Below are 12,621 nucleotides of genomic sequence, written 5' to 3'. Positions count from 1 at the left end.
ACAAAGTAATAGGGGGAGAAATATGTTGAATCCTTTTGATGCAGAGGCGCAGTTTGAAGGAATTGGAAAACTTTACCCGGTTCTTCGCATCCTCGATGAGGAAGGGGAAATCGTCGATGACACCCTGTATCCCGACATCAGTGATGACGAACTTGTCGAACTTATGAAGCGGATGGTCTGGGGCAGGATATATGATACACGGGTGACCAATCTGAACAGGCAGGGGGTGCTTGGAAATTACGCGCCGAGCGGCGGACAGGAGGCAAGTCAGCTTGCGAGCCAGTTTGCTCTTGAACCGGAGGATTATCTGCTGCCGACATACCGGGACATCCCGCCCCTTGTGATGCACGGTCTGCCGCTTCATAAAGCCTTTCTCTGGTATAAGGGGCATGTGGAGGGTAATCTGTTTCCGGAAGGGCTGAATGCCATGCCGCCCCAGGTCATAATCGGTGCCCAGATTGTACAGGCGGCGGGGCTCGGACTGTCTTTCAAGTTGAGAAAGGAAAACCGTGTGGTCCTTACATATATAGGGGACGGGGGCTCTTCACAGGGTGATTTTTACGAAGGGTTGAACATGGCGGGAAGTTTTGATGCAAAGGCCATATTCATCGTCCAGAACAACGGCTTCGGAATATCCACTCCGCGCGAGGTGCAGACGCGGGCCGGCACCCTTGTTCAGAAGGCGGCTGCCGCCGGAGTATTCGGCATCCAGGTGGACGGCATGGATCCACTGGCGGTCTACAGTGCTGTGAAATTTGCAAGAAAATATGCAACAGAAGGATGCGGGCCGGTATTGATCGAAACACTCACATACAGATACGGACCGCATACCATGAGTGATGACCCGGCACGCTACCGGGATGATGAGGAACTGACGGCCTGGGAGAAGAAGGATCAGCTGATAAGGATGCGGAAATTCCTGCAGAAAAAAGGACTCTGGGATGACGGAATCGAGTCCCAGACAGAGGAACAGGTCCGCATTGAAATAAAAGAGGCACTTGAAAAAGTCAGGCAGACACCCGGGCAGACTGTGGATGGTTTCATTGATAATATGTATAGTGTGAAGCCTGAACTTTACAAGAGGCAGCAGGAAAGTCATGCGGGGAGGAGACATTCATGAGACAGCTAACCATTGTACAGGCGCTGAATGAAGCCCTTGCCATAAAGCTTGAGGAAGACGGGGACACACTGGTTTTTGGAGAGGATATCGGTAAAAATGGCGGAGTGTTCAGGGTGACCGACGGCCTGCAGGATAAATTTGGCGGAGATCGGGTATTTGATACACCGCTTGCTGAGAGCGGGATCTTGGGCATGGCCATCGGACTTGCAGAAAACAAGTTCAGACCGGTCCCGGAACTGCAGTTTTTCGGCTTCGTACTGGAGGCGATGGACTCGATCGCCGGACAGATGTCGAGATACAGATACCGCACCGGCGGTGCGAAGAACCTGCCGATTACAATCCGTGCACCGTTCGGGGGCGGTGTACATACACCAGAGCTGCATTCAGACAGTTTTGAGGGCATGGTTACACAGGTACCCGGGATAAGGGTGGTGGTTCCAAGCTCTCCGTATGATGCCAAAGGTCTTCTGATCTCATCAATCGAATCTGACGACCCGGTCCTGTTCCTCGAGCATCTGAAGCTTTACCGTTCTGTTAAAGAGGAGGTTCCAAAAGAAAAATATACTGTGCCGCTCGATAAAGCGAATATCGTCCGTGCCGGCGATGGAGTGACTGTCGTGGCATACGGCCAGATGGTGCACGAGGCGGTTTTGGCGGCAGAAAAAAGTGATGCTTCGGTTGAAGTCATCGATCTGCGCACCATTTCACCGATTGACATGGACACGATAGAAAAATCCGTCAAAAAGACCGGCAATGTGGTGGTGGTCCAGGAAGCACAGCGGTCATCCGGTGTAATGGGCAATCTTTTAGGGGAGATTGCCGAGCACTGCTTCATGTATCTGGATTCACCGCCAAAACGTGTTACACCTCCGGATACGGCTTTCGCTTTCGGGGCTGCGGAGAATATATGGATACCGGACAGCGTAAAAATTGAAGAGACAATCAGGGAAACTCTGGAGTTTTAGGAAGGGGTATGAAAATGGGGTATGAATTCAGACTGCCCGATATAGGGGAAGGGCTGACTGAGAGTGATATTACAGGCTGGCTCAAATCCGTGGGGGACCATGTGGAGGAAGATGAGCCGCTGCTTGAAATCCAGAATGATAAATCGGTGGTGGAAATCACATCGCCGGTCACTGGAATCGTTGAGGATATTAAGATAAAAAGCGGCACTGCCAAAGTCGGGGATGTTCTTGTGACAATCGATGACGGATCGGGTGAAACCCGGGCGGAACCGGAGGAGCCGGTGCGGGAACCAGCCGCAAAGACGGCTGGAAACAGCACTGAACCGGGTGGAGAGGAAAAAGCCGGGGCGGCTCTGGTGAACCCGAAATTCATTGTTGACGGCGTCGACATCAGGATGCTTGCAGTGCCGAGTGTCAGAAAATATGCGAAAACAAAAGGTGCCGAGCTGACAGAAGTGGAAGGCACGGGAAGAAAGGGGAGAATCACCAAAAAGGACATCGACCGCCACCTTGATTCCTCCGGCACTGATGCCGATAGACAGGGAGCTGCGGCTGAAGAAGAATTTTTCTGCAGGCATGAATCGCTTTCGCCGATGAGAAAAGCGATTTCGAATGCTCTTCTCGACAGCGTGTCCAAGGCGCCCCAGGTGACTGTTTTTGATGCCGTGGACGCCCGGGGGCTCATCGCCCACAGGGACCGCTTCAAAGGACAGGCTGCTGATAGGGGCGTCAGGCTGACATATACTGCTTATGCAGTTTTGGCGATGGCCTCGCTTTTGAAGCGGCACCCGGTACTCAATTCCGAAATCGATGACGGGACCGGAGACCTGCGGATCAAGGAGTTCTGCAACATAGGCGTGGCCGTCGATGCACCTTCGGGTCTGCTGGTGCCGAATATCAAACATGCGGACCGGATGAATCTGCTGGAAATCGCAGATGGAATTACGGATATGGGTGACAGGGCACGGGATGGGAAACTGACATCATATGATATGGAATACGGCTCCATCACGGTGACGAATACGGGACCCATGAGTTCATCGGGTGTCCATATGACGCCTCTGCTCAATTACCCGGAAGCGGCAATCCTCGGGCTCGGCCGCATACAGGATGAAGCGGTTGTGAACGGGGAGAAAGAAATAGAAGTGAGACCGGTGATGAAACTGTCCTTCACATTTGACCACAGGATCATCGACGGTGCGCATGCCACGCAAATAATCGAAGATTTGAAAGTGTTTCTGGCAGATCCGGAAACCATATTATTCGAGGGGTGACTACAATGGGAATCAGAGATATTGAGAAAATGGAAAAAATGGGGAATTTTGAAATCATGGAGAGGATTGCAGGTCACGAGCAGGTGCTGATCTGCAACCGTCCTGAAGTGGGGCTCAGGGCAATCATTTCCATCCACGATACGACTTTTGGGCCGGCGCTCGGCGGCACGCGCATGCAGATGTACAATTCGTTCGATGAGGCGCTGGACGATTCACTGAAGCTTTCCAGGGGGATGACCTACAAGTGCATCGGTGCGGATGTGGACTTCGGCGGCGGCAAAGGCGTGATCATCGGCAATCCGAAAACAGACAGGAAACCGGAACTGTTCAGGGCCTACGGCCAGATGGTGGATTCCCTCCATAAAAGATTCTATACCGGAACGGATATGGGAACAGAAATCAGGGACTTCACCCATGCATTCAAGGAAACCAGGCAGATCGCCGGAAAACCGCCAGAATTCCACGGTGGCGGCGACTCGAGCGAACCGACCGCACTGGGTGTAATATACGGCATTGAAGCGGCGAATAAAGAACTCTATGGAACTAGAGACATCGCTTCAAGAACCTATGCAGTCCAGGGACTCGGAAAAGTCGGTTTCAAAGTTGCGGAGCATCTGCTCGCACGTGGAGCGAAGATATTTGCCGCGGATATCAACAGGGATTCCGTGAAGGCAATTGCAGACCGTGCAGATGCTCTGGACGGTGAAGTTGAATTCGTTCCGCTGGAAGATATATACACGGTGGATGCAGATGTATTCGTCCCCTGTGCCATCGGTGGTGTCATCAATGATGAAACGCTCAAAGACTTCAGGATGCAGGCGATCGTCGGCAGTGCAAACAATGTTCTGGCATCCGATCCCCACGGTGAGATGGTGCATGAACGCGGTATACTGTACGCCCCTGATTATATCGTCAACAGCGGCGGTCTCATCCAGGTGGCGGACGAGCTGTACGGGGCGAATCCGGACCGTGTGATGGCCAAGACCAGGAGCATCGGCCACTCGCTTGAACGGATTTTCGACATTTCGAAGGAGAAGAACATCGGTACTTTCAGGGCGGCGGATGAGATGTGTGAACAGAAACTTGAACTCAGACGGAAGATGGACAGCATGTTTTCTGCAGGGGGGCGTCCAAAATGGGATTTTGACAATTAGACATTGCAGCACGATACAAAATATCCGATTTCATATATAATGGAACTGGATATTTTTATTTTAATTGTTCGGATGGGTAGGGATTACATGTCTAGGATTTTCATAATAGAAGATGATGAGAGCCTGTTCAGGGAACTGGAAAAGAGGCTCGCGGAGTGGGATTACAGCGTATTCGGCGTCACTGATTTCTCGAATGTGATGAATGATTTCATCAAGGGGGAACCGGATCTTGTGATCATAGACATCACACTTCCTAAATATGACGGCTTCTACTGGTGCCGGCGGATCAGGGATATTTCCAGTCTGCCCATAATCTTTCTGTCTTCCAGGGATCATCCGACGGATATGGTCATGAGCATGCAGATGGGCAGTGATGATTATATACAGAAGCCGTTCAATTTTGATGTGCTGGTGGCGAAAGTCCAGGCGCTGCTGAGACGGGTCTATCAGTATCAGAATCAGGACATGGATGTCGTGAAGTTCAGGGATGCTGTATTCGACTTCAGGAAACTGACAATCTCAAAAGGGGAGGAGCATGTAAGCCTGACAAAAAATGAATCCTTCATCCTCTCCATACTCATGAAGAGTCCGGGGCAGGTGGTGAAGCGTGAGTCCATCATTGAGCAGCTGTGGGATGATTCGAAATTTATAAGCGATAATACGCTGACAGTAAATGTCAACAGGATCCGGAAAAAGCTCGAGGACATGGGACTTGCTGATGCAATCATCACCAAAACTGGACTGGGTTATATGATCAGGGAGTGATTCTCATCTATATTAAACAGAAAATGCCTTGGATACTAACGTTCTGTCTCCTGAGTCTGTCGATCCTCGCACTCGGTCTGCTGGATACGGAAATACCGAATATATCATTGATATATATATCTGCCGTCAATCTTGTCATCTTTTCGATCTTTTTGGGTGTTGATTATTACAGAGGCAGAAAATACAGGAAAGAATTCAGGAGCCTGGAAAGAATCAGTGACATTGACAGTCTCCCGGCACCCGAGACCCCATACCAGAAGATTGCCGATGATAAGATGGAAAAATTCCTGAAAAACCACAATGAACTTCTTGAGAGGGAATCCGTGAAGACGAGGGAGAATCTGGATGAGATGACGAAGTGGATCCACGATATGAAAATGCCGATGACTACGATGAAGCTCATGATCGGTGATCTGAACGACTCCAAAAGGCAGGAAATTGAAGAGGAATGGCTGCGCCTTGATTCAATGCTGAATGAAATGCTCTACGACAGGAGGCTGTCAAACATCAGCAATGATCTGTATATCGAAAACGTCGAGGTGGAGCAGGTCATCACGGCCGCCTTGCGGAAGCTCCGGGTCCTGTGCATGGAAAAAGGAATCGGTTTCAACCTCCATCTTCATCAAGTTCATATGGAGACGGATCTCAAGTGGTTTTCATTCATCATCGATCAGTTTATCATGAACAGTGTTAAGTATTCGGAGAACAGTGATATCGACATTGAGAGCTTTCTGGAAGGGGGATGGCCGGTGCTTGTGATAAAAGACAGGGGCAGGGGCATAAGAGAACAGGATCTGCCGAGGATTTTTGAGGCAGGGTTCACATCCACAAGCGATCATGGGGACAGCCAGGCCACGGGGATGGGGTTGTATCTCGCCCGGGAAGCGGCGCGCGCGATGGACATCAGGCTGCATGTCGAATCTGTTTACGGAGAGGGGACTACAGTCACTATGACATTGCCTAAAAAGAACAAATTCCAGCATGTTTCAACCATGTGACGAAAGTGTCACATGGTTTTGTATTTATGTAACGAGAATCAAACGAAACTTTTGGATCTGAGTCGTATTATATAAATAGAAACAAATTAGAGACGGAGGGATCGTCATGATTCTTGAAACAAAAGATATTAAAAAAACATATGGCAACAGACTCAACAGGACTGAAGTATTAAAAGGAATCGACATGAGTATCGAAAAAGGGGAGTTTGTCTCGATAATGGGGGCATCGGGTTCCGGAAAGACCACGCTGCTGAATGTGCTCAGTTCCATCGACCGTGTGACCAGCGGTCACATCATTATAGAAGGTCAGGATATTACCGGCCTAAAAGATAAGAAACTGGCCAATTTCAGAAAGAATGATCTTGGCTTCATATTCCAGGAGTATAATCTGCTGAATACGCTGACGGTCAAAGAGAACATTCTTCTGCCGCTTTCCATAAGGAACATGAAAAAGCCGGAAGTTGAAAAACAGTTTGAACTTGTCGCGAGTGAACTCGGTATATATGATCTGCAGGATAAATACCCGGATGCAATTTCGGGCGGACAGATGCAGCGTACAAGTGCTGCACGTGCCTTCATCCACCAGCCCAAGATCATTTTTGCAGACGAGCCGACAGGTGCCCTGGATTCAAAGGCAGCGAGCAATCTGCTTGGGAAACTGCAGACTCTGAATGAGCTGAGCAATTCCACAATCATGATGGTTACACATGATGCCACAGCTGCAAGCTATTCCGGCCGTGTGATATTCCTGAAAGACGGTCTTGTGTATTCGACCCTACGACGTGGAGAGAGTTCCCAGGAAGACTTCTACAAGGAAATAATGAATACACAGAGCGTGCTGGGTGGTGTCGGCGTTGAGTCTTAACAGCATCATTCTGAAAAACTTTTTTAAGAATATGAGCAATTATACACTGTATATCTTTGCGCTCGTGTTCAGTGTCGCACTGTACTTCTCGTTCGTGTTGATGTCAAAAGATGAAAGTGCACAGAAAGAGCTCTCCTCCGGAACAATGATGACGACAGGATTCCTGGTCGGCTCGGTCCTTCTGGTGTTCATCATCGTCGCTTTCGTCATGTTTGCGAACGCTATCTTCCTGAAAAGACGCAACAGGGAACTTGCATTGTTCCAGCTGATCGGGCTGAGCAGGAATAAGATCTTCAGGATACTATTGCTGGAAAATGCGATGATCTACTTCGGCAGCCTGATCCTCGGCATCGGATTTGGTTTCCTTGTTTCAAGGATGCTTCTGATGATACTGCTTCGGGCGATGCAGATAGATCTGCCGGTTGGTTTGAGTTTTTCAATGGAAGCCGTTCTTCAGACGGCAGTGCTGTATATCGTCATATTCGCACTCCTCATGATACAGAACTTCGTCTTCCTGAAAAGGACGAGACTGATCAGGATGCTCAATTTGGATCGTACGAGTGAGTCGGGGAGCAAGAAAATTGGTGCTGGAACCGTGGTTTTCGGTATCATCGGACTGCTGATGATCATATCCGGCTACTGGCTTTCCACTAAGATCTTTGATTTTGGCCTGATCATCGTGCCGCTGCTGTTTGGCATCCTGTTTCTGACGATCATCGGGACATACATCACCTTCAAATTTTCAGTCGCCTTCATCTTCAATATGATCAGGAGGTCAAAGGGCGGTCATGTCAATGTGAATGACGTACTGTCACTGACCAGTATCATGTTCAAGATGAAATCCAATGCTTTCCTCCTGACACTGATCAGTGTGGTAAGCGCGCTCAGCATGGGGCTCATGTCCCTGTCCTACATCAGTTACTACTCGGTGGACCAGACGGTTGAATCCCAGACCCCCGAGGACTATATCTTCTATGAAGAAGAAGGTCTGCGCTACTCCGAAGAGATGCTTCAGGAAGAGGGAATCGGATACGAAATCGTCGAAAGGCCCCTGATTGAGTACGAAGTGAAAGATGAGGGCGCCATCGACATCGACCGGGATCAGGCGGATCAGACCGGACAGCAGGACATGAAGCTGAATGTGGTCAGTGATGAAAGCGTCGATGAGGTTGATGTGGGTGAGAACCAGACGGTGGTCACTGGTGTACAATCATTCCTTGAATCGGTTGTGACATTTGAAACAGGGGAGCCGCTTACATTCCACAGCGGCGATTATGAGCGTACACTGGAATTGACGAAAATTGAATCCGCAGCGGTTCTTCCGTCATTCATATCCTTTGGCATGCCGACTGTGATTGTGGATGAGGCAGTATATGAAAAGATGAATTCCCATTACACTCCAGATGAGGACTACCCAAAACCGGAAGTGATGTATGGACTGAATATTACTGGTGAAGACAGTATGGATATCCATAATATGATGGACATAGAGGATCATCCCGGCTTTGAATCGCAGATCAGACAGTACACGAGTCTGATGCAGACGACAGGCATGATGATGTTCATCATCGGTTTCGTCGGTTTTGCCTTCCTTCTCACATCCGGCTGTATACTGTATTTCAAGCAGATTGGTGAGAGTGAGGATGAGAAGGATAGCTACACCATCCTGAGGAAGCTCGGTTTTTCCGAAGATGAAATCATGAAAGGTCTTTCCATCAAGATGATCATCACATTCGGCATACCGCTGCTGATCGGTCTGCTGCACACATATTTTGCAGTCAAGGCGGGCTGGTTCCTCTTCGGAACCGCCATGTGGACACCGATGCTCACAGTGATGGGCGGGTACCTCGTCCTGTACTCCTTGTTTGGTGTCCTGTCACTTCTGAATTACAGAAAAGTGGTCAGAAGGAGTATGTAGAGAAAAACCTTTAATGCTTACTGCATTAAAGGTTTTTTGCTTTCTGCCAGTCGGCGTTTGTGAATTTCAGGTCTGTATCCAGTGTTCCTTTTATCTCTTTAAGTCCGGCCTGTCCACCCTCCAGCCAGCTCTTGAAATCGAACTCATTCAGTGTTGTGTTTTCACCGAGCCGGATGCCGGCGACAAGGTTTTCCTTGTCATAGAAGCTTGTGTGTATCGTTCCGGCCCAGCTTTTATAATTGTCCACAAAAAGGCCGTATCTGCGGTCTGTGAACAGCTCGATGAGCTCGGCCTTTGAAGGGTAGCCAGCACTCTCAAGTATCGTCAGGCGTTCAAGCGAGTCGGTCAGATATCTCCGGTTTTCTGTGTCGAGCATCTCATAATGGTTCGTACAGACGTTGGATTCCCTGAATGCGATGTCCCTGGCGGATGTTTCCGCGATGAATGAGTCATTGCCTTTGTCCTGGATGACATAGCTGAACCCGCCCCGGTGTGGGAGTTCTTTTAGAAGCTGCCTGGCATCATCGGCATTCCTGCACAATTCAAGTATGAATCTGCCGATGATGAAACATGTGAAGCCGTCAAAAGGCTGTTTCCGGTTCATGAAATTATAGCCCATCACAAGGCCGTGTTCATTCATGCCGTCCATCCTGCCCGTCACGCGGGAGGCCGGTCCGATATGAGCGAACCCCTGCGCCGGCTGGAACAGTTTGTACATGCCGTCGTATGTGTTCGGATGATAATCATAATTCCTGATGAAACTGTGTTCATCAAAGTAGACGCTGCACCCTGAATCCCTGGGCGATACTCTGTAGTGGGCCAGATTCAAAAGGACTTCCATGTCCGAAATCTCCAGTTCATCCTGCAGTCCCTGAAGTTCCTCCCATATGGCGGGTGCGAATTTCTGATAGAGGCTTTTCGTTTCCCCGTAGTCGAGGGAGAACTTCGGACGTCTTTTGATCCACTCATAGTTCCTGTTTGCCATATAGGGGGTCTCTTTAAGCTGCTGTGCCTGCAGGACGCCGTACTCATAATGGCCGCCCCTGAATTCCTGTATCCTTGAAACAATTGTCTGCATTTCACTGATTACTCCCAAATAAAGTTTTGAAAACCGCTTTCACAAAAACGGTTTATATATTTTAATTTATATCATCTTGACACAGGTGGTATTGCGTTGGTTACATTTTCTACCTGTCGACTGCAGGCTGGGTGGTGATGTTGAAATCATTGACTGCCCACTTTGAGTCTACGCATTCGATGTGGCTCAGGCTGCAGTTATCCAGTTTTGTTTCGAACATATGAATCTCCTCGCTGTAGAGGGCGAGTATGGATTTTATCGTCCGGGAATGGGCTGTCAAGAGAATATGCTTATCGGGGTATTTCCGTTCTATCTCATCGATTGCTTTTGCCACCCGGTTTGACAATGACTCAAAGGTCTCGGCGCCCGGGAAGATGCCGTCAGGATATTTTGCCTGGATGTCGTCTATGTGATGCCCTTCAAGCGGGCCGAAAGACTGCTCTTTCAGTTCGTCCATGGTCTCGATTTCAAGGCCGTGGTATTCATTGATTATCTCGGCAGTCCTGTACGCCCGCATGAGAGGGCTCGAGATGATGACATCGAAATGATAATCTTTCAATTTTTCACTGGCGCATTGCGCCTGGTATTCCCCCTCGTGATTAAGAGGGATGTCTGAGACACCCTGCAGTTTCCTCCGGGCATTATAATCCGTCAGCCCGTGCCTTACCAAACAAATTTTCGTCATGCTTTCACCTCATGGATATTTATATATACATCTTAACATGATGTGCAAACTTTAGGCGTTCGGGGGAAACTCTGATAAAATGGAAGGGAATACCGGAAGTACTTTATGAGGGAAGAGGGTTGATAATGGAGATTCGGGCGATTGAAATGAAGGATATTGAAAGTTTCTTGAATTTGCTGGCTTCACTGGATTCGTTCGGTTTCGGGGGATTCAGCGGAGATGAAGTTATGACCGTTTCAGACATGGAAAATCTGTTTTCAAATGTACTTCAGGATGCGAGGAAGCAGATTCTGGTTGCACTGGATGACGGGGAGATGAAAGGATATATGAGTCTTTTTGGCAACAATGTCGAGATGACGAAACACCGTGCGAACGTATCTCTCGGCATCAGGGAAGTGGCTGAGCAGGACCGTATCGGAAAAGAGCTGCTGAATGCAGGCATCGGATGGGCGGGGGACAATGGTATATACCGTCTTGAATTATCTCTGCCGGTCAACCGGACGCATCTGATTGAATTATACAGGACACTTGGATTTCTGACGGAAGGTGAGCGCATTGATTCACTCCTTATCGACGGTGAATATACCAATGAACTCTACCTTTACCGTCTGATCAACTGATGGAGGCAGGACTGCATGATATTACAAAGTTTCTATATAGGTGACAACCACGCGGAGGTTACTATGATGCTGGGCGAGAATCCGCTGCATCAGAAAGAGGGGCGGCCGGCGGTCGTCATATGCCCGGGCGGCAGCTATATGTATGTGTCTGACAGGGAGGCGGAGCCTGTCGCCTATGAATTTCTGGCAAAAGGGTACCATGTTTTCATACTGAGATACTCGACCATCGGTTCCGCCATCCGGAGGGAAGGCAGGAAGACCGACCGGGATGAACTGTATCAGATAGCATCATCCGTCGCAAAAGAGACCGTCCTCGGCTCCGAATTCCCGGGGCCTCTGACGGAGCTTGCAAAAACGATGACATTCATCAGGGAGAACTGCCATGAGTTCAATGTCAATCCGGACAGGATCGGTGTGGCGGGATTCTCAGCCGGCGGCCATCTTGCGGCAAGCCTCGGGGTCCACTGGAACAGTAACTGGCTGGAAGAGAAGGTCGGGGATGAACCGAGATGGTACCGTCCGGATTTCCAGGTGCTGGGATACCCGATCCTTGATTATCTGCTCAACAAGGAAATAGCTGATGCCCGCGGCATAGGGGATCCGCAGTACATGTCGGTCGCATCACGTATGGTATTCGGGAGCGAACCGGATGAAGATATGGTGCGGATGGCCGATCTCAAACAGCATGTTTCAAAGGATACGCCGCCAACCTTCATCTGGCATACAGTGGAGGACCAGCTCGTGTTCATCCAGAATTCACTGGATTTTGCCAAAGCGCTGGAGTCTCACCGCATCCCGTGGGAACTCCATACTTTCCAGCACGGCCAGCACGGATTGAGCCTGGCGACGGAAGTGACGGGAATCGCAGACGCGCGGGCGGCTGAATGGAAAAATCTCATGTTCAGCTGGCTGGATGCCAATATAAAGTAATGCACAATAAAAAGACGCTATCAATCAGCGTCTTTTATAGTTGATTTTAAATTGGGTGAAAGTCTCCGTATGACCCGGATATATAAACTGTACAAACTTGCTGCCTGCTGTCTGCTTCATTTCCTGATTTATATATGCAGCCTTGATGCTGTCTTTGACCCTGTCGCTACGGATGAATCTGAAATCCGTTTCGTTGTTCGTGCTGTCCTTAACCTTGACTATGATTGCCATATGCACCAACTCCTCATA

Annotated in this window: 13 protein-coding genes; 10 read left to right on the top strand and 3 right to left on the bottom strand. The window is 49.3% G+C overall.

Annotation, left to right across the window (positions count from 1 at the left end; all coding sequences use genetic code 11):
* Positions 1 to 22 precede the first annotated feature (22 nt).
* From pdhA to WN59_RS02820, 8 genes are all read left to right on the top strand, one after another.
* Complete coding sequence (pdhA, locus tag WN59_RS02855) at positions 23 to 1,120, top strand: pyruvate dehydrogenase (acetyl-transferring) E1 component subunit alpha (RefSeq protein ID WP_046512240.1); 1,098 nt, start codon at positions 23 to 25, stop codon at positions 1,118 to 1,120.
* Positions 1,117 to 2,085 (top strand): alpha-ketoacid dehydrogenase subunit beta, encoded by a 969-nt coding sequence (locus WN59_RS02850; RefSeq protein ID WP_046512236.1) that lies wholly within the window; start codon positions 1,117 to 1,119, stop codon positions 2,083 to 2,085. Before pdhA ends, WN59_RS02850 begins: the two co-directional genes overlap by 4 nt.
* A 14-nt stretch (positions 2,086 to 2,099) precedes the next feature.
* Positions 2,100 to 3,359: a dihydrolipoamide acetyltransferase family protein gene (locus WN59_RS02845; RefSeq protein ID WP_046512232.1), complete on the top strand. Its 1,260-nt coding sequence runs from the start codon at positions 2,100 to 2,102 to the stop codon at positions 3,357 to 3,359.
* A gap of 5 nt (positions 3,360 to 3,364) precedes the next feature.
* Positions 3,365 to 4,513, top strand: coding sequence for a Leu/Phe/Val dehydrogenase (locus WN59_RS02840; RefSeq protein ID WP_046512228.1), 1,149 nt, complete (start codon positions 3,365 to 3,367; stop codon positions 4,511 to 4,513).
* An 87-nt stretch (positions 4,514 to 4,600) separates the two neighbouring features.
* Positions 4,601 to 5,278, top strand: coding sequence for a response regulator transcription factor (locus tag WN59_RS02835; protein ID WP_046512223.1), 678 nt, complete (start codon positions 4,601 to 4,603; stop codon positions 5,276 to 5,278).
* 23 nt (positions 5,279 to 5,301) lie between these two features.
* The gene (locus tag WN59_RS02830; protein ID WP_231577074.1) at positions 5,302 to 6,276 is read left to right on the top strand and encodes a sensor histidine kinase; all 975 of its coding nucleotides are present in this window, start codon (positions 5,302 to 5,304) and stop codon (positions 6,274 to 6,276) included.
* 106 nt (positions 6,277 to 6,382) lie between these two features.
* Positions 6,383 to 7,141, top strand: a complete 759-nt coding sequence (locus tag WN59_RS02825; RefSeq protein WP_046512215.1) for an ABC transporter ATP-binding protein — start codon at positions 6,383 to 6,385, stop codon at positions 7,139 to 7,141.
* Positions 7,131 to 9,059 carry an FtsX-like permease family protein gene (locus WN59_RS02820; protein ID WP_046512212.1) on the top strand — a complete coding sequence of 643 codons (1,929 nt, stop codon included), beginning with the start codon at positions 7,131 to 7,133 and terminating at the stop codon, positions 9,057 to 9,059. Before WN59_RS02825 ends, WN59_RS02820 begins: the two co-directional genes overlap by 11 nt.
* 25 nt (positions 9,060 to 9,084) lie before the next feature.
* On the opposite strand, the gene WN59_RS02815 is transcribed toward WN59_RS02820, so the two are convergent.
* Positions 9,085 to 10,137 (bottom strand): C45 family autoproteolytic acyltransferase/hydolase, encoded by a 1,053-nt coding sequence (locus tag WN59_RS02815; protein WP_046512208.1) that lies wholly within the window; start codon positions 10,135 to 10,137, stop codon positions 9,085 to 9,087.
* Positions 10,138 to 10,246: 109 nt separating this feature from the next.
* Positions 10,247 to 10,822 (bottom strand): histidine phosphatase family protein, encoded by a 576-nt coding sequence (locus WN59_RS02810; RefSeq protein WP_046512204.1) that lies wholly within the window; start codon positions 10,820 to 10,822, stop codon positions 10,247 to 10,249.
* Positions 10,823 to 10,947: 125 nt separating this feature from the next.
* Here WN59_RS02810 and WN59_RS02805 point away from each other — a divergent pair, with 125 nt between their 5' ends.
* A complete protein-coding gene (locus WN59_RS02805; protein ID WP_231577073.1) occupies positions 10,948 to 11,442 on the top strand; it encodes a GNAT family N-acetyltransferase in 495 nt (164 codons plus the stop codon).
* A gap of 15 nt (positions 11,443 to 11,457) precedes the next feature.
* Positions 11,458 to 12,372 (top strand): alpha/beta hydrolase, encoded by a 915-nt coding sequence (locus WN59_RS02800; RefSeq protein WP_082099092.1) that lies wholly within the window; start codon positions 11,458 to 11,460, stop codon positions 12,370 to 12,372.
* 24 nt (positions 12,373 to 12,396) lie between these two features.
* On the opposite strand, the gene WN59_RS02795 is transcribed toward WN59_RS02800, so the two are convergent.
* Positions 12,397 to 12,603 carry a hypothetical protein gene (locus WN59_RS02795; protein WP_046512200.1) on the bottom strand — a complete coding sequence of 69 codons (207 nt, stop codon included), beginning with the start codon at positions 12,601 to 12,603 and terminating at the stop codon, positions 12,397 to 12,399.
* Positions 12,604 to 12,621 lie beyond the last annotated feature (18 nt).

The sequence above is a fragment of the Salinicoccus sediminis genome (assembly GCF_000986795.1).
Taxonomy (GTDB): domain Bacteria; phylum Bacillota; class Bacilli; order Staphylococcales; family Salinicoccaceae; genus Salinicoccus; species Salinicoccus sediminis.
Note: the sequence above shows the minus strand (reverse complement) of the source record. Positions and strands in the feature narration are given on the sequence as shown.